The 23,473-nt window shown below is 70.4% G+C and carries 21 protein-coding genes; 8 read left to right on the plus strand and 13 right to left on the minus strand.

Annotation, left to right across the window (positions count from 1 at the left end; genetic code table 11):
* Positions 1-157: 157 nt before the first annotated feature.
* The 7 genes from ACZ59A_RS41845 to ACZ59A_RS41875 all read right to left on the minus strand — a co-directional run bounded on the left by ACZ59A_RS41845 (position 158) and on the right by ACZ59A_RS41875 (position 8,252).
* Complete coding sequence (locus ACZ59A_RS41845; RefSeq protein ID WP_470970333.1) at positions 158-1,951, minus strand: P-loop NTPase family protein; 1,794 nt, start codon at positions 1,949-1,951, stop codon at positions 158-160.
* 1 nt (position 1,952) lies between these two features.
* On the minus strand, positions 1,953-3,359 hold the full coding sequence (locus ACZ59A_RS41850; RefSeq protein WP_470970482.1) for an ATP-binding protein: 1,407 nt from the start codon (positions 3,357-3,359) through the stop codon (positions 1,953-1,955).
* A gap of 86 nt (positions 3,360-3,445) precedes the next feature.
* On the minus strand, positions 3,446-5,008 hold the full coding sequence (locus ACZ59A_RS41855) for an SCO6880 family protein (protein WP_470970336.1): 1,563 nt from the start codon (positions 5,006-5,008) through the stop codon (positions 3,446-3,448).
* Positions 5,005-6,312 carry a hypothetical protein gene (locus tag ACZ59A_RS41860; protein WP_470970338.1) on the minus strand — a complete coding sequence of 436 codons (1,308 nt, stop codon included), beginning with the start codon at positions 6,310-6,312 and terminating at the stop codon, positions 5,005-5,007. Before ACZ59A_RS41860 ends, ACZ59A_RS41855 begins: the two co-directional genes overlap by 4 nt.
* Entirely contained in the window at positions 6,302-7,195 is an 894-nt protein-coding gene (locus tag ACZ59A_RS41865; protein WP_470970340.1) for a DUF8175 domain-containg protein, read from the minus strand. The genes ACZ59A_RS41860 and ACZ59A_RS41865 overlap by 11 nt, the downstream gene beginning before the upstream one ends.
* 301 nt (positions 7,196-7,496) lie before the next feature.
* Complete coding sequence (locus ACZ59A_RS41870) at positions 7,497-7,805, minus strand: hypothetical protein (RefSeq protein WP_009716148.1); 309 nt, start codon at positions 7,803-7,805, stop codon at positions 7,497-7,499.
* A gap of 240 nt (positions 7,806-8,045) precedes the next feature.
* Positions 8,046-8,252 carry a DUF397 domain-containing protein gene (locus ACZ59A_RS41875; RefSeq protein WP_470970343.1) on the minus strand — a complete coding sequence of 69 codons (207 nt, stop codon included), beginning with the start codon at positions 8,250-8,252 and terminating at the stop codon, positions 8,046-8,048.
* Positions 8,253-8,428: 176 nt separating this feature from the next.
* On the opposite strand from ACZ59A_RS41875, the gene ACZ59A_RS41880 reads away from it, so the two are divergent.
* A complete protein-coding gene (locus ACZ59A_RS41880; RefSeq protein ID WP_470970345.1) occupies positions 8,429-9,454 on the plus strand; it encodes a C40 family peptidase in 1,026 nt (341 codons plus the stop codon).
* Positions 9,455-9,669: 215 nt separating this feature from the next.
* Positions 9,670-10,404 carry a phosphatase PAP2 family protein gene (locus ACZ59A_RS41885; protein WP_470970347.1) on the plus strand — a complete coding sequence of 245 codons (735 nt, stop codon included), beginning with the start codon at positions 9,670-9,672 and terminating at the stop codon, positions 10,402-10,404.
* A gap of 89 nt (positions 10,405-10,493) precedes the next feature.
* On the opposite strand, the gene ACZ59A_RS41890 is transcribed toward ACZ59A_RS41885, so the two are convergent.
* Positions 10,494-12,080, minus strand: coding sequence for an FAD-binding oxidoreductase (locus ACZ59A_RS41890; RefSeq protein WP_470970350.1), 1,587 nt, complete (start codon positions 12,078-12,080; stop codon positions 10,494-10,496).
* Positions 12,081-12,467: 387 nt separating this feature from the next.
* On the opposite strand from ACZ59A_RS41890, the gene ACZ59A_RS41895 reads away from it, so the two are divergent.
* Positions 12,468-13,370: a hypothetical protein gene (locus tag ACZ59A_RS41895; protein WP_468054526.1), complete on the plus strand. Its 903-nt coding sequence runs from the start codon at positions 12,468-12,470 to the stop codon at positions 13,368-13,370.
* Between the two features lie 126 nt (positions 13,371-13,496).
* Positions 13,497-13,739, plus strand: a complete 243-nt coding sequence (locus tag ACZ59A_RS41900) for a hypothetical protein (RefSeq protein WP_468054528.1) — start codon at positions 13,497-13,499, stop codon at positions 13,737-13,739.
* A gap of 132 nt (positions 13,740-13,871) precedes the next feature.
* On the opposite strand, the gene ACZ59A_RS41905 is transcribed toward ACZ59A_RS41900, so the two are convergent.
* Positions 13,872-14,264 carry a metal-sensitive transcriptional regulator gene (locus ACZ59A_RS41905; RefSeq protein WP_470970352.1) on the minus strand — a complete coding sequence of 131 codons (393 nt, stop codon included), beginning with the start codon at positions 14,262-14,264 and terminating at the stop codon, positions 13,872-13,874.
* Between the two features lie 192 nt (positions 14,265-14,456).
* Between ACZ59A_RS41905 and ACZ59A_RS41910 the strand changes: the two genes are divergently transcribed.
* Both ACZ59A_RS41910 and ACZ59A_RS41915 read left to right on the plus strand, forming a co-directional pair.
* Positions 14,457-15,077, plus strand: coding sequence for a DUF47 domain-containing protein (locus tag ACZ59A_RS41910; RefSeq protein WP_055557302.1), 621 nt, complete (start codon positions 14,457-14,459; stop codon positions 15,075-15,077).
* Between the two features lie 8 nt (positions 15,078-15,085).
* Positions 15,086-16,084, plus strand: a complete 999-nt coding sequence (locus ACZ59A_RS41915; RefSeq protein ID WP_470970354.1) for an inorganic phosphate transporter — start codon at positions 15,086-15,088, stop codon at positions 16,082-16,084.
* Between the two features lie 186 nt (positions 16,085-16,270).
* Here the strand turns inward: ACZ59A_RS41915 and pstB are convergent, their stop codons facing one another.
* The 4 genes from pstB to pstS all read right to left on the minus strand — a co-directional run bounded on the left by pstB (position 16,271) and on the right by pstS (position 20,363).
* Positions 16,271-17,047 (minus strand): phosphate ABC transporter ATP-binding protein PstB, encoded by a 777-nt coding sequence (gene pstB, locus ACZ59A_RS41920; RefSeq protein ID WP_468054535.1) that lies wholly within the window; start codon positions 17,045-17,047, stop codon positions 16,271-16,273.
* Positions 17,048-17,073: 26 nt separating this feature from the next.
* Entirely contained in the window at positions 17,074-18,141 is a 1,068-nt protein-coding gene (gene pstA / locus ACZ59A_RS41925) for a phosphate ABC transporter permease PstA (RefSeq protein WP_470970357.1), read from the minus strand.
* Positions 18,138-19,127, minus strand: a complete 990-nt coding sequence (gene pstC, locus ACZ59A_RS41930; RefSeq protein ID WP_470970359.1) for a phosphate ABC transporter permease subunit PstC — start codon at positions 19,125-19,127, stop codon at positions 18,138-18,140. The genes pstA and pstC overlap by 4 nt, the downstream gene beginning before the upstream one ends.
* 120 nt (positions 19,128-19,247) lie before the next feature.
* Positions 19,248-20,363, minus strand: coding sequence for a phosphate ABC transporter substrate-binding protein PstS (gene pstS, locus ACZ59A_RS41935; RefSeq protein ID WP_470970361.1), 1,116 nt, complete (start codon positions 20,361-20,363; stop codon positions 19,248-19,250).
* A 432-nt stretch (positions 20,364-20,795) separates the two neighbouring features.
* On the opposite strand from pstS, the gene ACZ59A_RS41940 reads away from it, so the two are divergent.
* A complete protein-coding gene (locus ACZ59A_RS41940; RefSeq protein WP_470970364.1) occupies positions 20,796-21,884 on the plus strand; it encodes a C40 family peptidase in 1,089 nt (362 codons plus the stop codon).
* A 356-nt stretch (positions 21,885-22,240) separates the two neighbouring features.
* Positions 22,241-23,473, plus strand: coding sequence for a PP2C family protein-serine/threonine phosphatase (locus ACZ59A_RS41945; RefSeq protein ID WP_470970366.1), 1,233 nt, complete (start codon positions 22,241-22,243; stop codon positions 23,471-23,473).

Consider the following 23,473-nt stretch of genomic DNA (forward strand, 5'->3'; position numbering starts at 1 on the left):
GGGGACCCTGTGGGAGAGTAGGACGCCGCCGAACAATTTTTAGAAAAGGGCCCGGTCGGGAGCTTAAAGCTCCCGACCGGGCCCTTTTCGCGTTTGTAGGCTGTCGATGAGTTCCGCCTCGCCCCAGTCGTCTCCATCTTGAGAGACGACCAGCGGCCTACCCGACCAGTGTGCGGTGCGGCCACCGGGCTAGTGCCTGCTCCTGCGAGCGCATCAGCGCCAGCGTGGGCAGCCCCTGCGCGGTGCCCTGGGCCAGGAGGTCCGGCAGCGCCGGAAGGGGCGCCACGGCGGCCACGTCGTCCAGCACGAGGGTGAGTGGTGGGTCGAGCCGACCGGAGGATGACCGTTCGGCCATGCGCCGGCCGTGCTCGACCACGTACGAGGCGAGTGCGGTCAACAAGGGCATCGCACCCGGTTGGGTCCGGGGATCCTCGATGGATTCCCCCATCAGATAGAGGGTTCCCCCTTCACCGATGAATGACTCCAGAGCGAGCGCATCGGCTCGCGCTGGATTGCACGCGTCCCGGATATGGATCGAGGAGAGTGCGCCCAGCGCACGCGCCGTCAGTTCCTGGGCCAGATCGCGGCGTTCGGGGTGCGCGGTGAGGGTGGCTTCCAGCTCCCCGGCCGCGCCGCCCGCCGCTTTGGGGTGCGTACGGAGGATCCGTACGGGCTCATGCGCCGAACTGCCCTGCGCCCAGCGGTGTACGTGGCGGAACGGGCGGCCGTCCACCGCGGCGGCGTGCAGCCAGCAGCGCAGCATCGTCTCCGCGGCCTCCGCCAGGGGCTTGTCCATGGCGTGCGCGGGGCGTACGGGGGCCAGCAGGGCGGCGGCGCGGGCGGCCGCGACCTCGCGGGAGACGCACCCGTCCGCCGGGCTCCAGCGCAGCCTGGAGGGGGTGTCGAGGAGGTGGGACGGGTCGAAGACATGGGTGGGCCCGAACTTGGCGCGGGCGTCCTTGGTCGCGGCCCACAGGCCGGGATCGCTGGTGACGGCGAGAACCGGTCCGCCCGCCTCCAGGATCGCCTGGGCGGCGGCCTCGCCGCGCTCGGCGCCGAAGAGGACGCGGGACCGGGCCGGTTCCCCGCCGGGGCGGAACAGCCCGGCGGCGAGGCCGGTGCCGGGGACGGGCAGCGGCTGCGGCGCCGCGGCCGGGGGGCCGTCCGGGCCGTACGGGGCCGGGGAGGACGGCTCGGCGCGCTCCGCGGCGACGGAGCCGGTCTCCGTCTCGTACGCGGCGGCTGATGGGCGTACGGGGCCGTCGGCGCCGGAGGCGAGGGCCGCGGCCGGGGTTCCGTAGCCCGTGACCGTGTCGGGGATGCCGGGTGTGGCGCCTTCGGGCCGGGCGGCCGGGATGTGCTGGTCGCCTGGTCTGCCGGGGCCCGTCACCGCCCCGTTCACGGGTGGGGTGGCTCCGGCGGCCGAGGCGGCCGAGGGGCCCATGGCGCCCCGCTCCGGGCCCTCGGGGGCGTATGCCGGGCCGGACGCCCGCTCCGTACCCCTGCCGTCGGCGGCGTCGGCAGCGCCCGCCGCGGCCTCCGCCCGGGCGGCGCGGCGCTGGGCGCGGACCAGCCGGTAGCGGGTCAGCGTGCCGACCGCGAAGACCGCGAGGACGATCAGCACCATCAGCTCGCTGATGAGGATGCCCCAGAACAGCCCGTAACCGGAGAGCTGGGCCTTCGGGGTGGCGGGCCAGGCCGCCGCCAGGTTGTGCGGCTCCTCCACCAGATGGCGCAGCGCCAGGGGAGTGTGCAGGAAGGTCAGGCCGTCCGGCCAGGCGCCGTGGGCGAAGAGCGCGGACAGGCCGGTCGCCGACCAGATGAGCCCGATCAGCCCCAGCAGAAACGCGAAGAGCCCGATCAGCAGCCCGTCCGGAATACCGCCCTCCGGGCGCCGCTGTCTTCCGTGGCCGTGCTCCGCGGGTCCGCCGCGGTACTGCCCCGCCGCCACGTCAGGCCACCGTGGAGCCGTACGACGGATCGCCGTAGGGGTCCGCCTCCGCCGCGGCCTCGACCGCAGCTGCCGCCCGTTCCTCGGCCTCCGCCTCGGCGGCCAGCTGGACGGCGAGCCCGTCCTCGGTCATCGCCCGGTCGGTGTAGACGAGTGGGCGCTCGGCCTCGGTGATCAGGTGTTTGACGACCTGTACGTTGCCGTTGACGTCCCAGACCGCGATGCCGGGCGAGAGCGTCGGAATGATCTCCACCGCCCAGCGTGGCAGGCCCAGCACCCGCCCGGTGGCCCGGGCCTCGTCCGCCTTCTGGGCGTAGATCGTCCGGGTCGAGGCCATCTTGAGGATCGCCGCGGCCTCGCGCGCCGCCGCGCCGTCGACCACGTCGGACAGATGGTGGACGACGGCGACGAAGGACAGGCCGAGCCGTCGGCCGAACTTCAGCAGCCGCTGGAAGAGCTGGGCCACGAAGGGTGAGTTGATGATGTGCCACGCCTCTTCGACCAGGAAGATGCGCTTCTTGCGGTCCGGCCGGATCCAGGTGTGCTCCAGCCAGACGCCCACGATGGCCATGAGGATGGGCATCGCGATCGAGTTGCGGTCGATATGGGACAGGTCGAAGACGATGAGCGGCGCGTCGAGATCGATTCCGGCCGACGTCGGACCGTCGAACATGCCGCGCAGGTCACCGTCGACCAGCCGGTCCAGCACCAGGGCGACGTCGAGGCCCCAGGCCCGTACGTCGTCGAGGTCGACGTTCATCGCCTCCGCCGACTCAGGCTCGGGGTGGCGCAGCTGCTCGACGATGTCGGTCAGCACCGGCTGGCGGTCGGTGATGGTCTCGTTGACGTAGGCGTGCGCGACCTTGAGGGCGAACCCGGAGCGCTCGTCGAGCCCGTGCCCCATCGCGACCTCGATGATCGTACGGAGCAGGGCGAGCTGACCGGTCGTCGTGATCGACGGGTCCAGGGGGTTGAGCCGGATGCCGCCGTCGAGGGCCGCCATCGGGTCGAGCCGGATGGGCGTTATCCCCAGCTCCTGGGCGATCAGGTTCCACTCGCCGACCCCGTCCTCGCCCTGTGCGTCCAGCACCACCACCTGGCGGTCGCGGAACCGGAGCTGACGCAGCACGTACGTCTTCTCCAGGGCCGACTTGCCGTTGCCGGACTCCCCGAGCACCAGCCAGTGCGGGGCGGGCAGCTGCTGGCCGTACAGCTGGAACGGGTCGTAGATGTAGCCCTTGCCGGAGTACACCTCGCGCCCGATGATGACGCCCGAGTCGCCGAGGCCCGGGGCCGCGGTCGGGAGGTAGACGGCCTGCGCCTGCCCCGTGGACGTACGGACCGGCAGCCGGGTCGTCTCCACCTTCCCGAACAGAAAGCTGGTGAACGCGTCGGTGACGGCGGTCATCGGATCGGCCACGGCGGAGCCCCTATCGTCCCAGTCCCAGTCGTCTCTGCGCCGTCTTTCACGGCTGTCGGTTCAGCTGCGGTCGGCTAGCGGCGGATGCCGGTCGCGAACGGCAGCGTGTTCACAAACGCCCGGTGGTGCTCACGGTCGCACCACTCCAGCTTGAGATAGCTCTTCCCCGCCGAGGCCCGGATGGTCCGCTTGTCGCGGGCGAGCCCCTCGGGCGAGCGGGAGGAGACGGTGATGTAGCCGACCAGGTTGACGCCCGCGGCGCCGCTGGCCAGATCCTCGCCCCGCTGGTCGAGCCGCCCGTGCGCGGCGATGTCGCGCGGGTCCACCGTACGGTTCATCTTCGCGGCGCGGCTGGCCTCGGCCTCGTCGTTGACCTTTTCGGTCAGCATCCGCTCGATCGCGATCTCCGTGGGCTCCAGATCCATGCAGACGGCGACCGTACGGATGACATCGGGGGTGTGGACGAGCAGCGGCGCGAGGAAGTTCACCCCGACCGGCGTCATGGGCCACTCCTTCACCCATGCGGTGGCGTGGCACCAGGGCTCGCGGGTGCTGGACTCGCGGGTCTTCGCCTGGAGGTAGGTGGGCTCCATCGCGTCCAGCTCGGCGGGCCAGGCGTTGCGCTTGGTCATCGCCTGGATGTGGTCGATGGGGTGGTCCGGGTCGTACATGGAGTGGATGAGCGAGGCCAGCCGCCCCTGCCCGAGGGGCTGGCGCACCCGGATGTCGGCCTCGGCGAGCCGCGCGCAGATGTCGGTCAGCTCGCGCGCCATGATCACGGCCAGGCCCGCGTCCTTGTCCATCCGGCCGCCACCGCCGCTGCGCCGGGTGGCGCGGGCGATGGCCTGCGCCTCGGCGGCCAGGTCGCGGGTGTAGTGCATGCAGGCGACGAGGTACGCGCGGTGCTGCTCGGAGGAGGTCGACACCATGGACTGCAGCTGGTCATACGAATCCTTGAGCCAGCCCGGGGAGCCGTTGTCGCCGCGCCGCTCGACATCCTTGGCGTGCGCGTCCGGGTCGGCGGGGAGGGTGCGGGCCAGCATCTGCAGGCGCGTCACGAAGCCGTCGCCGTTGGCCACGTGCTTGAGGAGCGTGCCGAACCGGTCGACCAGCGCCTCCTGGTCCTCGCTGTCCCGCAGGCCCACGCCCGGGCCCTCGATCTCGATCGCGGCGGTGACGGTGCGGCGGTCGGCGTGCAGCAGAACGGCGATCTCGTCCGGGCCGAAGGGCGCGGCCAGCCAGTTGATCCGGCCGATGCCGGGGGGCGGGCCGACCTCCACCTCGCGGCCGTCGGACCGGGTACCGGCCTCGGCGGTGCCGGAGCGGTAGCCGGTGGTGCCCTTGCGGACGCTGCGCTTGTACGAGCGGTTGATCTCGAACCAGCGGTAGAACGTACGCCCGTTGTACGGCACGTACACGGCGGCCAGCGCGAGGGTCGGGAAGCCGACCAGTGCGGCGATGCGCAGTGTCAGCATCGGCACCAGCAGCCCGCACATCATCCCGATGAACGCGCCCCCGATGATCAGCGCGATCTCGCCGGTCTCGCGGTTCTTGCCGACGATCGCGTTGGGGCGGGCACGCCCGATCAGATACGTGCGGCGCGGTGCGATGGCGTGGGACTGGGCATCGACCGTCACCGCCGGTCACCTCCCGGGTTGTTGCCTGAGCTGTTGTTCTGCGAACGGGGGGCGGAAGCGGACCCGCCGCCTCCGGGGTTGCCGGTGCGGCTGGCGCCGGAGGCGCCCCCGCCGCTTCCGCTGCCGCGGGAGCTGTGCGCGGCGACGCCGCCGGATACGGGGTTGGCGGGCTTGGCCTGGCCCGGTCGAGCACCGCCCCCTCCGCCCCGGGCGCTGTGGGTGTTGATGCCCTGCTTCACCAGGGCCGCGGGCGAGCTGATGACCGCGGCGGCCTGGCGGGACGCGGGGTCGGCGCTGGCGCTGCGGGCCTTGACGATCTCGTCGCCGAAGCCGGGCACGAAGCGGTAGATCATCGCGCTGGCGAAGATGGCCAGGATGATGATGGAGAGGCCGGAGACGACGGCCGAGAAGGCGTCGGGGTCGTTGCCGGAGGTGGAGAGCGCGCCCGCCAGCGCGAGGACTATCACGATGACCGGCTTGACGAGAATCACCGCGATCATGATCCCGGCCCAGCGGCGGACGTGCCCCCACATGTTCTTGTCGACGAGCCCCGCGTAGACGGCCGTGCCGAGCAGGGCGCCGACGTAGAGCAGGGCCGCGCGGATGACCAGCTCCAGACAGAGCACACCGGCCGCGAGGATCGTCACGAGCGACACGACGATGAGCATGATCGGGCCGCCGCCGATGTCCTCGTCCCGCTTGAGGGCCTGGGCGAAGGAGCCGAAGAAGGCGTCGTTGTCGGCGCCGGTGCCGGAGGCGATGGCGTCCGTGACGGCGTCGGTGGCGGTGACGACCGTATAGAGGATGAGCGGGGTGAAGGCGGAGGCCAGGACCGTCAGCCACAGGAAGCCGATGGCCTCGGAGAGCGCCTCGCCGAGCGGGGCGCCGCGGATGGCGCGCTTGGCGACGGCGAGGAGCCAGAGGATGAGGGTGAGGACGGTCGAGGCGGCGAAGACGACGGCGTACTGGCGGAGGAATGCCTCGTTCGTGAAGTCGACGTTCGCCGTGGCCTTGACGAGCTTCGAGAGCTTGCCGACGAGCCAGGCGGCGGCGTCGGCGCAGCCGCGGGCGAGGGAAGCGGCGGGGTCGAGGGGGTTCGAGGGGTCGGCGGGGGCGCCGGAGCCGCCAGACCCCTTCCCGCAGGGGGCGGGGCCGATGATGTCGTCGCAATGACCGTCTTTTGACGGGGTGGGAGTGGGCGACGGCGCGGCGACAGCCCGAGTGGCCAGTAGAACGGTCGCCGTTTGTACGGACGCGACGGCACCTGCGAGCACGACAGCACAACGGCGGATGCTAGCGGGCATAGGTGAACCCTCCGTACTGCTCGACTGCCTTGGCGATCTCGTCGGCCGTGGACGCGGTGCGGTCGCTGTTGACGGGTGCCGGGCCGTCCTTCTGAGAGTAGGCCTCGGTCTTCCAGTCGTTGTTCACCCAGCGCAGCTTCAGCGTAAGAGTGAACCAGTCATTGGTGACCGGATTCCTCGATCCCTCTCCCGCCGTGCCGAACACCCCTGTGCACCACACCGCCACCGTCGCCGTGGTGTCCGTGAACTTCGAGACCTTGGTTCCCATGGGAGCCGTACGCGAGATGTAGGTCATGCCCTCGGGGGCCTTGCCGTTCGCGTCCAGGCCGATCTTCTGCAGGGAACCGGCGGAGTATGCCTTGTCGAGCCTGGTCTGGAGGGGGGCCGCTGCCGTGCTGGTGAAGATCTGGGGCAGCAGCTCGTGGCGGCGCTCGCGGTTGAACATATCGGCGGAGCTCAGCGCCACCGCGTAGTTCGCCGCCGCGCTCTGCGCCCCCTGCTGGGACTTCGCGAAGCCCGACGCGATGCCCGCCGTGCCGTTCTTGCCGGTGACCGGGCGGGTGCCGGTGGGGGCGGTGGGCTGGGCGTTGGCGTTGCCGCCGCCGGAGTCCGACGTGTCGGACGAGCCGCCGTCGCTCTGGCCGCCACGGTTGACGAAGGCGATGGCGGCGAGGAGCAGGACGACGACCCCGACGACCGTGATCAGGTTGCGGCTCGGCTTGACGGCCCGGCCGGGGCCGCGGCGGGGCGGGCCGTACGGGTCTTCGTCGCCCTCCGGCAGGCGGGTGCGCGTCAGATGGCCGCCGGAGGCCGTGCCGCGGGTGCGGCCGGTGTCGTGGCCGTCGTAGTCACCGCCGTAACCGTCGTCGCCGCCGAGACTCATCGTGTGTTCGCCCCTTCAACCGTGCCAACCCTGCCGCGGACCGTGGCCGCTCTTCCGCCGCGCTGGTACGACGGTAGCGGCGTGGACCGACGTGTGGGCGTGGTGGTGTGAGTGGACATCAGACTGACACGACCTCGGCGACGGGGGCGGCGGGTGCGGGCATCAGGGAGCAGCCTCGGGTACGGAGGGTGGGGCCGGTAGGGGGGATCGGGGGCGGAGGCTCGGGGGCGGGGGCGTGCGCCGCGCGCGGGGGCGGCTCCGGTGCGCAGGGGGCGCAGGCCGGGGCGGGACGGGGGCGTGGCTAGATGGCCATGCCGTACACGATCGTGAAGAGCGTGCCCAGCGAGCCGATGATGAACACGCCGGTCAGCCCCGCGACGATGAGTCCCTTGCCCTGTTCCGCGCTGAAGGTGTCGCGCAGGGCGGTCGCGCCGATGCGCTGCTTGGCCGCGCCCCAGATCGCGATGCCGAAGCACAGCAGCAGCGCGACAGCCATGACGACCTCGATCATGACGCGGGCCTCGCTGCCCAGGCTTCCGAAGGGGCCCCAGTCTGGGGCGATTCCGCCGATGATGGTGTTGATGTCGCCCTTTTCGGCCGCTAGGAACATATTGAACTCACCGCCCCTTATGGGTAGTTGTATGCCCCGCCGAGCCGGCGTGGGTCAGTCTCTATCTTCGCTGACGATTCCGCCTCCGCATGTCGACTGGGCGGCATTTCTTGGCGGATCTCGTACGTGTTGTGGACCACGGTGACCTGGCAGGAGGACGAGCCATGTCCATCAGGTGCCCTTTGGTCACTCTGTGTATCACGCGGGTGGGCGCCGGGCAACGATCGGTAGCGGAGCCCTCTACTCCTCGGCGAAGTCGTCGAACTCGCCTGCCTTGACCCCCTTGAGGAACGCCTCCCACTTGGCCTGGGTGGTGACGACGACGGTCTCGGGGTCGTTGCTTTCGCGCATGTAGATCCGGCCGTCGGGGCCCGCGGCCACCTCCAGGTAGGCGCCCGCCTCCTCGCCCTCCTCGGCCGAGGCCCGCTGCCAGTCCAGCTGCGTCATCCGTGTTCCTTGGGGTCCATGGGGTGTGAGGTGCTCGGACGGGCCGGACTTTACGCGTTCGGCGGGGTGCGCGGAGGGGGTACAGGGGGCGTGCGGCGCCGGTCGCCCGTAGGGTTTCGGCTGCCGAGCGGCTGATTTTCGCCGTGCGTACGGAAACGCGTTCGTACCGAGGTCTGATGGGGGAGGATGGCCGGGTGCGTAAGGTCTGGCTGGGTGTCAGTGTCGGTATCGGAGTCTGTTTTTCCTTCGTCGTCCTGCTCGTTCTCGGTACCTACATGGTCGCCGCGAACCTCGCGGGCGGTGGCGGCGGCACCAGTGTCGGGCTGGCGAAGGGCTCTGTCCCGGCCTCGTACGCGCCGCTGATCCAGCGGTACGGGAACTCGTGCCCCGCCCTCAATCCGGCCCTGCTCGCCGCGCAGCTCTACCAGGAGAGCGGCTGGAACGCGAAGGCGCAGAGTCCGGCCAACGCTAAGGGGCTGGCGCAGTTCATCCCCGCCACCTGGGCGTCGCACGGGGTGGACGGCGACAAGGACGGCAAGCGGGACATCTGGAATCCGAATGACGCGATTCCGTCCGCGGCCGCCTACGACTGCTCCCTCGCGAAGTATGTGAAGGGCGTGCCGGGCAATCTGACGCACAACATGCTGGCGTCCTACAACGCGGGCGCGTACGCCGTGCTCAAGTACAAGGGCGTGCCGCCGTACCGCGAGACCCAGAACTACGTGAAGACCATCACCAACCTGGCCAAGAGCTTCGAGGCGCCCACGCAGACCGTGCAGCCGTCGCGGCAGTCGGCCGCGGCGATCTACTTCGCGCAGAAGCAGCTCGGCAAGCCCTATCTGTGGGGCGGCAACGGCACCCCGGACCAGGACGGGCGGTTCGACTGTTCGGGGCTGACGAAGGCGGCGTACGCGACGGTGGGGATCGAGCTGCCGCGTGTCGCCAACGACCAGTGGAACGCCGGTCCGCATCCGAAGCGCGACGAGTTGCTCCCCGGTGATCTGGTCTTCTTCGCGTACGACCTCGACGACCCGAGATCCATCCATCACGTGGGGATCTATGTGGGCGGCGGGAAGATGATCAACGCGCCCTACACTGGTGCGGTGATCCGCTTCGACCCCATCGATTCCCCGGACTACATCGGGGCGACGCGGGTGACGAAGGATGGCGCAAAAGCGCTGCCCAAGCCCAGCGCCGCGTAAAGATTCCGCCTGAGCTGCGGCGATGGGTCACCCTTCGATAACGTCCCGGTGATCGTTGGGTAGCGAACGGAACGCTTGGCGGAATGAGGGCGTTTCCTTGAAGTGGATCGGCGGCACACCCTTCGGCATCGCTCGCCGGGGCCGCCGGTCGCGGGGAATCACGGGGGTTCGGCAGCTGTACGTAGCGACAGGTGAGAGATAAGGGGCCGCGGCACATGGCTGGACTCGCGCTGGACGGGTCGAACCCCGATGTCAGCCTTCTCTACGACATCAACGGGCTCGCCAAGGACGCCCCGCACTGGTTCGACCGCGTGATGGAGTTCGTCGGCGAGTACGGGATCGTCATCGGGCTCGCCCTGGTGGGCCTCGGCGCCTGGTGGAGCGTGCGCAAGCGGCCGCAGGACGCGCCGTCCGCCGTCGCCGGGCTGATGTGGGCGCCGCTGGCGGCCGGACTCGCGCTGATCGCCAACATCCCGATCCGCGGATTCGTGCAGCGCCCGCGGCCGTTCCGGGACCATCAGGGGCTCGAGGTCCTGGTGGCGGGCAAGACCGACTTCTCCTTCGTCAGCGACCACGCGACGCTCACCATGGGGCTAGCCGTCGGGATCTTCATGGCCCACCGGCGGTACGGGCTGGCCGCGATCGGGCTCGGGCTGCTCGAGGGCTTCTGCCGCGTCTACATGGGCGTGCACTATCCGACGGACGTCATCGGCGGGTTCGCGCTGGGGACCGCGGTCGCGCTGCTGCTGGCGCCGCTCGCGATGATGCTGCTGACGCCGCTCACCACCACGATCGCGGGGTCGCGGGCCGGTTGGCTGATACGGGCCGGGCGCCCCGCCCGGGCCGCGGCGGGCGAGGGCTTCCCGGAGTTCTCCGAGACCGGGACCGGAACCGGTACCGGAACCCGTTCGCCGGGCACGGAGCGCGGCAGCAAGGACCTCGCGGCCTGACCTACGCGCAAGCGGCCTTGGACACACGTACGAAGGGCGGCCCGGCAGCAAGCCGGGCCGCCCTTCGTACGTACAGGGGCGCCCCTGGATCACAGCGCCTGCGGGAAGTCGAAGAGGCGCTTCGGGTCGTAACGATTCTTCAGCCGCGTGAGCCGGTCCGCGCCGGAGCCGTAGTACGCCGAGCGCCAGTTCTTGAGCGTGGCGTCGGTGTAGTTCTGGTACGCCGCCCCGGAGGCGTGGCGCCGCATCGCCGAGTGCGCCGCGTCCAGCCAGGCGTTCTGCGGGGCGCCCGTGCCGCCCGCCGCCCAGGACGCGGTGTACTGCGCGAGGAACCGCGAGCGGCGGTGGACGAAGGCGGTGGCCTGCGGGTCGACGCGGTTCACGGCGCCGCCGAGCGCGGTGAGCGCGATGCTGACCGCGCCGCCGCCGCTGGTGCGCCGCCCGAAGCGCTCGACCTGGTCGAGCATCGCGCGCACCCCGGCCTGGCTCAGCGAGCGGTCGAAGAAGTCGGACCGGGCGGCGTACGTCTCCCGCTGCAGCACCCCGTCGGCGCTGCGGCCGGGCTTGTCGCCGGGCAGATGGCAGCGGCTGGTCGAGGAGTCGCCGCAGCCCGCGTACATGCGCATCGCGTCGACGTACCCCCGGCGGCGCAGGGTCACCCGGGAGGCGGGGCCGGGGCCGCCCGGGCCGTCGGCGAGCCGGTCCACCGCGTTCTGCAGGTCGCCGTAGGTGCCCAGGGAGAAGCAGCTGATGGAGACGGTGGGGGTGCGGCCGGGGGCGGCCGACAGATGCAGCGCCGACCAGATCTCGCCGGGCTGGTCGGGGCCCCACTTCTGCCAGGCGGCGAGCACCTTGGCCGCCTTCGACCAGGGCCAGGACATATAGGCGGTGACGCCGTCGCCGGGCTTGCGGGTACGGAAGCGCAGCTCGGTGACGACGCCGAAGTTGCCGCCGCCCGCGCCGCGCAGCGCCCAGAAGAGGTCGGGTTCGCGGTCCTTGGAGACCTGGAGGGTCTTGCCCGCGGCGGTGATGAGGGTCGCGCCGGTGAGGTGGTCGGAGGTGAGCCCGTACGCCCGCGAGACCACGCCGTGGCCGCCGCCGAGGGCGAGCCCGGAGATGCCGACGCTCGGGCAGGAGCCGCCGGGGACGGTGACGCCGTGGGCGCCGAGCGTGGTGTAGACGTCGATGAGTTTGGCGCCGCCGCCGATGCGGGCTTCGCCCGTGGTGGTGCGTATGGAGCCGAGCGCGGAGACGTCGATGACCAGGCGGCCGTCGCCGCTGGAATAACCCGCGTAGCTGTGGCCGCCGTTGCGGATGGCGACGGGGGTGCCGTGGCGCCGGGCGAAGTCCAGACATGCGGTGATGTCGGAGGTATTGCCTATATAGGCGACACCGGCGGGCCGCAGATGGTCGAAGCGGGTGTTGTACAGGCGCCTGGCGGTGGTGTAGTCGGCGTCGCCGGGGCGCACCAGGTCGCCGTGGAGCGTCGTGCCGAGCGCGGTCCAGTCCGCGGCCTTCGGCTTGCCGTCGCTCGCCGCGAGCCTGCTGTTCGAGACGGTGCCGAGGGACGAATGCCCGCTGGCGGCGTGTCCCGTGGTGTTGCTGCTGCACGCCGCGGCCCACGTGGCCGTGGAAGCCAGTCCCGCGCTCGCTGCCAGCAGTGTCCGCCGGTTCATGGCGGGGTCCCCTCCCTGTCGACCTTGCGTCCCACCGGTCGACCGGGCTACCGCCGTTATCGCGTAAGCCGCCCGGTCTCCTGGTCAGAGGGCATGCCGGGTGGCGGGGTTCCGTGTGTGGCCGAAGAATGACGGTCCGTCGTGTGGGCGCTCGCGTCGTCGCGGGCCATGGACCGGGCGCGGCGGGCCGGTCCGGTCCAGCCGCAGGTGCATCGGGCGAGGCAGAAGGCCCCCTTCTCCACGGTGGTGGTACGGGCTTGGTCGGGGCCTATGTCACCTGAGTCGAGCACATGACCACGCTACCGGGCCGTGACGGGCGGCCGGAATGGGTCGTTAAACGAACAAGTATCAAGGCGTGGACGAGCGTGGCCAGGGGGTCGACGGTCGATGGTGGTTCAGCGGCGCGGTGGAAGGAGACGGGCGAAGGCGGTCGCCGGGTGCGTGGCGGGTGGTCTGCTGGCCGGACTGCTGGCGACCGTCAGCGGCTGCTCGTCCCAGACGGTGGCGGACGAACGCCCGGGCGGTGCCCCCGGGGCGGCGGCCGCGGTCGCCGTGCTGCGGCAGGCCGCGGATGTGCTGGTGAGTTCCGGGAGTTCACGGGTGCGGACGACCCTGGAGACGGCGACCGGCGGCACCCGGGTGTCGATCGAGGGCAGCGGGGCGTACGACTTCGAGCAGCGGCGGGGGCGGCTGCGGCTGGTGCTGCCGAGGGACGCGACGGGCGCGGCCGAGCACGGGCCGATCACCGAACTGCTGGCGCCCGGTGCGCTCTTCATGCGCAACCGCGGCGCGGGCATCCCCAGCGACAAATGGGTACGTGTGGACACAGCGGGCATTCCGGACGGCAACCTGGTCACCGGCGGGGCGACCGATCCGCTGACCGCCGCCGAACTGCTGCGCGGGGTGCGGCGGGCGAGCCTGGTCGGGGAGGAGGGGCCGGACGGCGCCCTGGTGCGGCACTACCGCGGCACCACGGACATCGGCCGGGCGGCCGAGGTGGCCTCGCACGGCGTACGGGGGCCGCTGCGCGCCGCGGCGAAGGGGTTCACCGACGCCCTGGTGCCCTTCGACGCGTACCTCGACGGGCTGGGCCGGCTGCGTGAGGTACGGCACCGCTTCACCGTGACCAGCCGGGCGAGCGGTGCGCGGCCCGCTCGGAGCGCGGACGGGCGGCGCGCGGTGGGGGTCGCCTCGACGACGGAGCTGTACGACTTCGGGGTGGAGGCCGCCGTCGCGCTGCCCAAGCCCGCGGATATCTACACAGGGAAGGTCGGATCGCCTCAGAAGTAGTCGGAGGGACCCGCTCTGTCCTTCGAAATGGCCCATCCGTGCCATGCGCGGAGTGTGTACCGATCCCTACGCTGGGAAGCTGCTGCTGAAAGTGCTCGAAAGTGCTCGCAGGAGGAGGTGAAACACGTGGTTGCGCGTCGCGGCTCACCGGGCCCGGACCCCGTGGCCCTCGTCGAGATCGATCTCTACGGTGAATTGATGATCGCTGCAGCGAGCGCGGACGAGGACAGGCTCAGTCCGGACCGCATCGACGAGGTGCTCCGGGTGGAGGCCGACCGATCAAATTCAGCCGAGCGCTCGCAGAGGCGGAAGGCCGATCGTCCGGAGCGTTCGGAGCGGCCGGAAATCGACGGTCAGGACAGCCGGTAGGCGGGCCCGCCGTCTCATCGGCGGGCGCGGAGCGCTCCGGCCGCGCGGAGGCCGCCGCCCGGTGGAGTCCTCCAGTCCGGGGGCCTCAAGTCCGGGGGTCTCCAGCCCGGGGGCCTCGGGTCCGGGGTGTCCTCAGGTCCGCAGCAGCCGTGCGATGGCCGCCGTCGCCTCGGCGACCTTGGCGTCCACCTCGTCCTCTCCCTCGTTCCCCTCCTTCGCGGCGCTCTCGACCGCCGCGCTGGCGACGCAGTGCCGCAGATGCTCTTCGAGCAGCTGGAGGGCGAAGGACTGGAGGGCCTTGGTGCTCGCGGAGACCTGGGTGAGTATGTCGATGCAGTAGACATCCTCTTCGACCATCCGCTGAAGGCCCCTGATCTGGCCCTCGATCCGGCGCAGCCGCTTCAGGTGCTGGTCCTTCTGGTGGGCGTACCCGTGGCCGCCGTGGGTAGGGGAAGCGTGGCCGGACGCCTGGCCCTGCTCATCGCCGCCGGTGGGCGCGGTGGTCCCGGCTGCCGTGGTGGTCATGGCGTCCTCCCGTTGTTCACTATCGGTGCACATATACCCCCAGTGGGTATATGGTAACGGCTTTTCCGGCCGAACCGGGCCCCTGTGAAGAGCACACCGCCCGATGGGCGACACTGGGGACGCCGGTTACCGTGGCCGGAAGATGCGCCTAGCATCATCGAGTCCCCATCCGCCGCATCCCGAGGATCCCCAGTGCGCTTTCGTCTGACCCCCAGGGAGACGAGCTTCTACGACATGTTCGCCGCCTCCGCGGACAACATCGTGACCGGCTCCAAGCTCCTGATGGAACTGCTCGGGGCGGACTCCGCCGCTCGTTCCGAGATCGCCGAGCGCATGAGGGCCGCGGAGCATGCGGGGGACGACGCCACGCACGCGATCTTCCACCAGCTGAACTCCTCGTTCATCACGCCGTTCGACCGCGAGGATATCTACTCCCTCGCCTCGTCCCTCGACGACATCATGGACTTCATGGAGGAGGCCGTCGACCTGGTCGTCCTCTACCAGGTCGATGAGCTGCCCAAGGGCGTCGAGCAGCAGATCGAGGTGCTGGCGCGGGCGGCCGAGCTGACCGCCGAGGCCATGCCGAACCTGCGCACCATGACGAACCTCACGGAGTACTGGATCGAGGTCAACCGGCTGGAGAACCAGGCCGACCAGATCCATCGCAAGCTGCTGGCCCACCTCTTCAACGGCAAGTACGACGCGATGGAGGTGCTCAAGCTCAAGCAGATCGTGGATGTGCTGGAAGAGGCGGCCGACGCCTTCGAGCATGTCGCCAACACGGTCGAGACGATCGCCGTCAAGGAGTCCTGAGTCCCGGCATGGACACCTTCGCGCTCGTCGTGACCATCGCGGTCGCGCTCTTCTTCACGTACACCAATGGCTTCCACGACTCGGCGAACGCCATCGCCACCTCGGTCTCCACCCGGGCCCTGACCCCGCGGGCCGCGCTCGCGATGGCCGCGGTGATGAACCTCGCGGGTGCCTTCCTGGGCAGCGGGGTCGCCAAGACCGTCAGTGAGGGCCTGATCGCCACCCCCACCGGCAAACAGGGCATGATCATCCTGTTTTCCGCGCTGATCGGCGCGATCGCCTGGAACATGGTCACCTGGTACTACGGACTGCCGTCCTCTTCCTCGCACGCCCTGTTCGGCGGCCTGGTGGGCGCGGCGCTCGCCGGGGCCAGCACCGTTCACTGGAGCGGAGTGGTGGAGAAGGTCGTCCTCCCGATGATCCTCTCGCCCATCATCGGCCTGGTGCTGGGCTACTTCGTCATGGTGGCCATCCTCTGGATGTTCCGTAAGTCCAACCCGCACAAGGCCAAGCGCGGTTTCCGGATAGCGCAGACCGTGTCGGCCGCCGCCATGGCGCTCGGTCACGGTCTCCAGGATGCCCAGAAGACCATGGGTGTGGTGGTGATGGCCCTGGTCATCGGCGGTGTCGAGGATCAGGGGGACGCGATCCCGGTGTGGGTGAAGATCGCCTGCGCCGCGATGCTCTCGCTCGGCACGTACGCGGGTGGCTGGCGCATCATGCGCACCCTGGGCCGCCGGATCATCGAACTGGATCCGCCGCAGGGCTTCGCCGCCGAGACGACGGCGGCCTCGGTGATGTACACCGCGTCGTTCATGTTCCAGGCGCCGATCTCGACGACGCATGTCATCACCTCGGCGATCATGGGTGTGGGGGCGACCAAGCGCGTGAACGCGGTGCGCTGGGGGGTCGCGAAGAACATCATCCTCGGCTGGTTCATCACCATGCCCGCGGCGGCCGGTGTCGCCGCCCTCAGCTACTGGATCGTCGACCTGGCCTTCGGCTGACCCGGCTTACGGCTGCCCCAGCTTTACGGCTGCCCCAGCCTTACGCCTCATCGGCCGAACCGGCCACGTACGCACGGAGCGGGCCCGCCCCCGGGAGCCGGGGGCGGGCCCTTTCGTCGTGCGGTGGCACCGCCATGCAGCACCGCAGGACGCCGTTCCTCGCCCAGCGGGCGAGGGGCTTTCGCGTCAGCCGAAGCGGCCGGAGATGTAGTCCTCGGTCGCCTGGACGGACGGGTTGGAGAAGATCCGCTCGGTCTCGTCGATCTCGATGAGCTTGCCGGGCTGGCCGACGCCGGCCAGGTTGAAGAAGGCCGTACGGTCCGAGACGCGCGCCGCCTGCTGCATGTTGTGGGTCACGATGACGATCGTGAACCGCTCCTTCAGCTCACCGATCAGGTCCTCGATGGCGAGGGTCGAGATCGGGTCCAGCGCCGAGCAGGGCTCGTCCATCAGCAGCACGTCGGGCTCGACCGCGATGGCGCGGGCGATGCACAGCCGCTGCTGCTGACCGCCGGAGAGCCCGGCGCCCGGCTTGTTCAGCCGGTCCTTGACCTCGTTCCACAGGTTGGCGCCCTTGAGGGACTTCTCGACGACGTCCTGCAGCTCGCTCTTGCGGTACGAGCCGTTCAGCTTCAGCCCGGCCGCGACGTTCTCGAAGATCGACATCGTCGGGAACGGGTTGGGGCGCTGGAAGACCATGCCGACCGTGCGCCGCACGGAGACGGGGTCGACGCCGGAGGCGTACAGGTTCTCGTCGTCGAGCATCACCTTGCCCTCGACCCGGCCGCCGGGGGTCACCTCGTGCATCCGGTTGAGGGTGCGCAGGAAGGTCGACTTGCCGCAGCCGGAGGGGCCGATGAAGGCCGTTACCGAGCGGGGCTCGACGGTCATCGAGATGTCCTCGATGGCCTTGTGGCTGCCGTAGTAGGCGGTCAGCCCACTGATGTCGATGCGCTTGGCCATGTGAATCACTTCTCTTCTTCTTGGCCTCAGCGGCCGGTCTTCGGGGCCTTCCAGCGGGCGATGCCGCGGGCCACCAGGTTCAGGATCATGACGAAGGCGATGAGCACGAGCGCCGCGGCCCAGGCGCGGTTGAACGACGCCTCGTTACCGAGCTGCCACTGCTCGTAGATGTAGTACGGCAGCGACGACTGGGCGCCTTCGAAGGGGTTCGGGTTGATCGCCTGGGAGCCGAAGACCAGCAGCACGATGGGGGCGGACTCACCGGCGATACGGGCGACCGCGAGCATCACACCCGTGGTGATCCCGCCGATCGAGGTGGGCAGCACCACCTTGAGGATGGTGCGCCACTTGGGCACGCCCAGCGCGAGGGAGGCCTCGCGCAGCTCGTCCGGGACGAGCTTGAGCATCTCCTCGGTGGAGCGGACCACGACCGGCATCATCAGGATGGCCAGTGCCATGGCACCGGCGAAGCCCGAGTAGTCGAAGCCCAGGATGATGATCCAGAAGCTGAGGATGAACAGGCCGGCCACGATCGACGGGATGCCGGTCATGACGTCGACGAAGAAGGTCACGGACTTCGCGAGCCGCCCGCGCCCGTACTCGACGAGGTAGACGGCGGTCAGCAGGCCGATGGGGGCCGCGATGAGGGTGGCGATGCCGACCTGCTCCAGGGTGCCGAGGATCGCGTGGTACGCGCCGCCGCCGGGCAGGATCGTCTGGACGCCGTCCATGGAGTGGCTGAGGAAGTAGGGGTCGAGGACCGTCTTGCCGCGGTTGATGGTCTCGAAGAGCAGCGAGAACAGCGGGACGATCGCGATCAGGAAGCAGAGCCACACCAGGCTGGTGGCCAGCTGGTTCTTGGCCTGCCGGCCGCCCTCGACCGAGGCCGTGACCCCGTAGGAGAGGACGACGAAGAGCAGCGCGGCGATCAGACCCCACTGGAGGGCGTTGCCCATCCCGGCGGCGCTGCCGATGCCGACGCCCGCGGCGATCGAGACCGCGGCCAGCCCCAGCGGGGCCCAGCGGGGCAGGCGCGCCTGAGCGAGGGTGGATGTGCCGCGCGGCGTGTTGGTGTCGGTGGTCGTATCGCTCATGCTGCGGTCCCCGAGTACTCCTTGCGGCGGGCGATGATCATTCGCGCGGCGCCGTTCACCAGCAGGGTGATGACGAACAGGACCAGACCGGAGGCGATGAGGGCGTCACGCCCGTTGCCGTTGGCCTCCTTGAAGTGGCTGGCGATGTTCTGCGCGAACGTACCGCCGCCCGGGTCCAGCAGGCTGGCGTTGATCAGGTAGCTGGGGGACAGCACGGTGGCGACCGCCATGGTCTCGCCCAGCGCGCGGCCCAGGCCCAGCATCGAGGCGCTGATGATGCCGGAGCGGCCGAAGGGGAGGACCGACATGCGGACGACTTCCCAGCGGGTCGCGCCGAGCGCGAGCGCCGCCTCCTCGTGCATCTTCGGAACCTGCCGGAACACCTCGCGGCTCACGCTGGTGACGATCGGCAGGATCATGATCGCCAGCAGGATGCCGACGGTGAACAGCGACCGCGCGGCGCCGCCCTGGTACGAGAGGACCTTGGTCCAGCCCAGGTAGTCGTCCATCCAGGTGTACAGACCCGTCAGGTGCGGCACCAGGAAGAGCGCGCCCCACAGGCCGTAGACGATGCTGGGGACCGCGGCGAGCAGGTCGATCACGTACGCGACCGGGGTGGCCAGGCGGCGCGGGGCGTAGTGCGAGATGAACAGCGCGATGCCGACGGCGATCGGGACCGCGATGACCATCGCGATGATCGAGCTGACGACCGTGCCGAAGGCGAGTACCGCGATGCCGAAGCGCATCGGCGTCGTGCCGGTGCTCCACTCGAAGGCGGTGAGGAAGTTGGCCTCGTCCTTGGAGATCGCGATGGCGGCGCGGTACGCGAGGAAGACCGCGATGGCCGCCATGATCACCAGGAGGGCGATCCCGGAGCCCCGGGAGAGGCCGAGGAAGATCTTGTCACCGGCGCGGCCGGTGGAGCGGGTCGAGACCAAGGGCTGCGACCCGGCGGATGAGGAAGTGGGTTCTATATCCGTTTTCATGGGTTCTCCGGTCTGCGGAGCCGGATGGGGGTGAGGCTCCGGGTGCGGCGGTGCACCGGACGTGCGGCCTGTTCCGCTCGGGCCGGTGGGCCGAGGCGGAACAGGCCGCACATGTCAAAGTCAGCCGAGGCTGGAAATGCTCTCGCGGACCTTGGTGGCGATCGAGTCGGGCAGCGGGGCGTAGCCCAGCTCCTTCAGCGCGGACTGGCCGTCCTTGCTGGCGGCGTAGTTCAGGAAGGACTTGGTGGCCTTGAGCGTGCCCGCCTTGTTGCCCTTGTCGCAGGCGATCTCGTAGGTGACCAGCGTGATCGGGTAGGCGCCGGCCGCCTTGGTGTCGTACGCCAGGTCGAGGGCCTGGTCCTTGCCGGTGCCCTTGGGCTTGGCCTCGGCGATGGCCTTGGAGGCGTTCTCGACGGTGGCCTGGACGGGCTTCGAGGCGCCGGTGTCCAGGTCGACGGTCTTGATGCTGTTGGCGGTCGCGTACGACAGCTCGAAGTACGAGATCGCGCCGGAGACCTGCTTGACCTGCGAGGAGACACCGGAGGAACCGTCGGCGGACTGGCCGCCCTTGCCCTCCCACGCCTTGCCCGGCTCGTGCGGCCACGCCTTCGGGGCGGCGGCCTTGAGGTACTTGGTGAAGTTGTCGGTGGTGCCCGACTCGTCCGAGCGGTGGAACGCCTGGATCTTGAGGCTCGGGAGCTTGACGCCCGGGTTGAGCTTCTTGATCGCGGGGTCGTCCCACGTCTTGATGTCCGAATTGAAGATCTTGCCGAGGGTCTCGGCGTCGAGGGTCAGCTTGTCAACGCCGGGGACGTTGAAGCCGACCGCGATCGGGCCGCCGACCATCGGGAGGTTGATGCCCTGGCCGCCCTTGCAGATCTTCTTCGAGGACGTGACCTCCTCGGGCTTGAGCGCCGAGTCGGAGCCCGCGAAGGCGGTCTTGCCCTGCAGCCACTCCTGGATGCCCGCACCCGAGCCGGTGGCCTTGTAGTTGAGCTTGACGTCCTTGCACGCCGCGCCGTAGTTCTTCGTCCACAGGTCCATGGCGTTCTTCTGCGCCGACGAGCCGGAGGCCAGCAGCTGCCCCTTGCCTTCGCACTTGATGTCGCCGGTGGACGCGGCGCCACCGCCGCCGGTGTTGTTGTCCGAACCGCAGGCGGTCAGGACGAAGGCGCCGGACAGGGCGAGGGCACCGGCGGCGATGGCGCGAAGCCGGTTGTTGCGCTGAAGCTTCACTTTCGGAGATTCCTTCCAGAAGCCGCCGGTGGGGACGGCGCGCGGCGTATAGGTGCGCAGGGATGGATATGCGCAGGGCGCGGGCCGGGCATGGGGAATGGCACGCGCCTCACTAGGGCTGAAATTAGGCAGATCAGATGAAGCGACCGAAGGGGAAGAGTTAACGAGCGGTGAACCTCGGCCGTCAGTGTGGTGGCCGGATAACGGCTGGGTTACGGCGTGGTCGCGGTCCGGACTCACCCGCTTCTTTCCCTTTCTGTCGTTTCCGCCCGCTTCCGTCTGCTCTAGCCCGTTCCCGTCGTTCCTCGTCCACTTTTGTCCTCGCAAGACCCCGGATCGCGTCGGGTGTGCGGCCGACCGGCGCGTGGCTCTGTCGGATTGCGGTACGGCATGTCACTATCCGTCCCTACTTGGACGAGAGGCGGCAGGCGGATGAGGCGGAACGGGCGAGGGAGGGGGGCGGGCGCCACCGCGGCCGCCGCGCTCGTCTGCGCGCTGGGAGCGTCGGCCTTACCGGGGTCCGCGTACGCGGCGCCCGGTGAACCGGAACCGACGCGGGGCGGTGCCGGTGGCAACGCGTCCGGTGGGCGGCTGGAGAAGGTCCGTTCGGAAGTGAACGGCCTCTACCGGCAAGCGGAATCAGCCACCGACGCATACAACCTCGCGCGGGAGAAACAGACGCGCCAGGAGAAGTCGATCGTGAAGATCGCGCGGGCCGTGGTGAAGGCGCAGCAGGAGATGACCGGGCTGCGGGAGCGCGCCGGGGCGCTGGCGCGGGCCCAGTACCGCGGCGGCGGACTGCCGCCCGAGGCGCGGGTGCTGCTGGACGACGACCCCGGCGACGTCCTCGACGGCTTCACCCTCGCGCGCAAGGGCGAGAAGGCGGCCCGCGGGCTGATGAACCGGCTGGAGCACACCCGGGCGGCGCTCGACCGGTACGCCGAGTCCGCGTCCCAGGAGTGGGAGCGGCTCGACCGGAGCCGGGCGAAGAAGGCGGCGGCGAAGAAGGAGATCACCGAAAAGCTCGCCCGGGCCCGGCGGCTGGAGGCGCGGCTGGAGACCAAGGAGCGGGACCGGCTGCGGCAGCTCCAGGAGGAGCGCGACCGGTCATCTCAGGCGAAATGGCTCAAGACCGGCATACTGCGGGAGGTTGGCGGAAGCTCCAGCTCCGTGGGGCGGCACGCGATCGACTTCGCGACGGCCCAGATCGGCAAGTCCTACGTCTGGGGCGCCGTGGGTCCGGACGCCTACGACTGCTCGGGGCTGACCCAGCGGGCCTGGGCCTCGGCCGGACGGGCCATCCCGCGGACCTCGCAGGAGCAGTGGCGGCTGCTGCCGAAGGTGGACACCGCCCGGATGCGCCCCGGCGACCTGGTCATCTACTTCAAGGACGCCAGCCATGTGGGGATGTACGTGGGTGACGGCGCGATCGTCCACGCCCCGCGCCCGGGTCGCCCCATCACCCTGGCGGGGGCGGGGTCGATGCCGATCCTGGGCGTGGTGCGCCCGGACGCCTCCTGATTCGGGGTGATTTCGCGCCGTGAGTGCGATTCCGCTGGTATGTCTGCCTCGCCCCGATGTGGCGGGCGCGCGTACCGCGCGGTCCGTGTTCGGTTCCACAAAACGGCGACGAGTTGGCGTGACCTTCGTCATCCGGCTCCGGTCCGGGTTCCCCCAAGTCGCCCGGGGCGTGGGGCATATGACAAAAGTGGCGTCCGGAAGGTCATTCCAAGGGGCCCGGACCGAGCGCTAAGGTCTCCTGGCAGTATCCGGCTTGCATGCCCTGAAACCGACCAGTCGGTGTGTGGGCCGGTTCGTGCGGTCCGCCGGTCGGCGGCGGGCGCCGCGCCCTCGGGGGGAGGGAAGGGAATCGAGCGATGTCCGTACCCGTGCCGAGGCAGCGGGAGGCACTGGCCACCGAGGCCCGGCCGGCCGCCCTGCCCGACAGCGGGCTCACCCTGCTGGTGATCGAGGACGATCCGGCCGGCGCCTTCAACGTCCCCGAAATGCTGGACACCGAGGGCAACCGGGTCCGTATCCGTACGGCCCGTAACCTCACCGAGGCTTCCCGGCTGCTCACCGACGGGGTGCAGTGCATCCTGCTCGACCTTGCCCTGCCCGGCCCCGAGCACGAGGCGGAGGACGCGCTCGACACGCTGCGCTCCGTACTGAGGCTCGCGCCCACCCAGGCCGTTCTGGTCCTCACCGCCGAGGACGACGCCGAGCGCGCCGCCGAGGCGGTCCGGGTCGGGGCGCAGGACTTCCTCTTCCGCGACGAGCTGGACGGCCGCATCCTCAGCCGCGCCATCCGGTACGCGGTCGAGCGAAAACGCTCCGACCTCGCCCAGCGCCAGCTCACCGAGTCCCGGCTGCGCGCCCAGGAGAACGCCCGGCTGGAGCGCGGACTGCTGCCCACCCCGCTGCTCCAGGGCTCCGGACTCCGCTTCGCCGCCCGCTACCGGCCCGGCCGCAGCCGGGCCCTGCTCGGCGGCGACTTCTACGACACCGTCCGCACCCCGGACGGCACGGTGCACGCGATGATCGGCGACGTCTGCGGCCACGGCCCCGACGAGGCCGCCCTCGGCGTGGAGCTGCGGATCGCCTGGCGCGCCCTGACCTTCGCCGGGCTCTGCGGCGACCAGCTGCTCGGCACGCTCCAGCAGGTGCTGGAGAACGAGCGCCCGGACGACGAGATCTTCGCGACCCTGTGCACCGTCGACATCGCCCCGGACGGCCGCCGGGCCGGGGTCTGCCTCGCCGGGCACCCCTCACCGCTGGCCGTACGGCCCGGTATGGCGCCCCGGCTGCTGCCCACCGACGAGAACGGCCCCGCGCTCGGCCTGCTGCCGAACGCCCGCTGGCCGCGCCGCCAGGTAGAGCTGGGCGGCGCCTGGAGTCTGATGATGTACACCGACGGGCTGATCGAGGGCCGCGTCGGGGCCGGGGTGCAGCGCCTCGGGCAGGAGGGGATGGTCGAGATCGTCGCCCGTCAGATGGCGACCGGGCTGCGCGGCGAGGAGCTGCTGGACGCCACGGTCACCGAGGTGCGGGCGCTGAACGGCGGCGAGCTGACGGACGACCTGGCGGTCCTTCTGCTGGACCGCGGCTGA

The sequence above is a fragment of the Streptomyces sp. NPDC040405 genome, from assembly GCF_055595765.1.

What these genes read in the sequence shown, in the direction of transcription:
- ACZ59A_RS41940 (WP_470970364.1), top strand. Translation starts at nt 20,796, where the DNA reads ATGAGGCGGAACGGGCGAGGGAGGGGGGCGGGCGCCACCGCGGCCGCC.
- ACZ59A_RS41875 (WP_470970343.1), bottom strand. Translation starts at nt 8,252, where the DNA reads ATGACGCAGCTGGACTGGCAGCGGGCCTCGGCCGAGGAGGGCGAGGAG.
- pstC (WP_470970359.1), bottom strand. Translation starts at nt 19,127, where the DNA reads ATGAAAACGGATATAGAACCCACTTCCTCATCCGCCGGGTCGCAGCCC.
- ACZ59A_RS41895 (WP_468054526.1), top strand. Translation starts at nt 12,468, where the DNA reads ATGGTGGTTCAGCGGCGCGGTGGAAGGAGACGGGCGAAGGCGGTCGCC.
- ACZ59A_RS41870 (WP_009716148.1), bottom strand. Translation starts at nt 7,805, where the DNA reads ATGTTCCTAGCGGCCGAAAAGGGCGACATCAACACCATCATCGGCGGA.
- ACZ59A_RS41905 (WP_470970352.1), bottom strand. Translation starts at nt 14,264, where the DNA reads ATGACCACCACGGCAGCCGGGACCACCGCGCCCACCGGCGGCGATGAG.
- ACZ59A_RS41850 (WP_470970482.1), bottom strand. Translation starts at nt 3,359, where the DNA reads ATGACCGCCGTCACCGACGCGTTCACCAGCTTTCTGTTCGGGAAGGTG.
- ACZ59A_RS41860 (WP_470970338.1), bottom strand. Translation starts at nt 6,312, where the DNA reads ATGCCCGCTAGCATCCGCCGTTGTGCTGTCGTGCTCGCAGGTGCCGTC.
- ACZ59A_RS41880 (WP_470970345.1), top strand. Translation starts at nt 8,429, where the DNA reads ATGGGGGAGGATGGCCGGGTGCGTAAGGTCTGGCTGGGTGTCAGTGTC.
- ACZ59A_RS41890 (WP_470970350.1), bottom strand. Translation starts at nt 12,080, where the DNA reads ATGAACCGGCGGACACTGCTGGCAGCGAGCGCGGGACTGGCTTCCACG.
- ACZ59A_RS41915 (WP_470970354.1), top strand. Translation starts at nt 15,086, where the DNA reads ATGGACACCTTCGCGCTCGTCGTGACCATCGCGGTCGCGCTCTTCTTC.
- ACZ59A_RS41865 (WP_470970340.1), bottom strand. Translation starts at nt 7,195, where the DNA reads ATGAGTCTCGGCGGCGACGACGGTTACGGCGGTGACTACGACGGCCAC.
- pstA (WP_470970357.1), bottom strand. Translation starts at nt 18,141, where the DNA reads ATGAGCGATACGACCACCGACACCAACACGCCGCGCGGCACATCCACC.
- ACZ59A_RS41945 (WP_470970366.1), top strand. Translation starts at nt 22,241, where the DNA reads ATGTCCGTACCCGTGCCGAGGCAGCGGGAGGCACTGGCCACCGAGGCC.
- pstB (WP_468054535.1), bottom strand. Translation starts at nt 17,047, where the DNA reads ATGGCCAAGCGCATCGACATCAGTGGGCTGACCGCCTACTACGGCAGC.
- ACZ59A_RS41885 (WP_470970347.1), top strand. Translation starts at nt 9,670, where the DNA reads ATGGCTGGACTCGCGCTGGACGGGTCGAACCCCGATGTCAGCCTTCTC.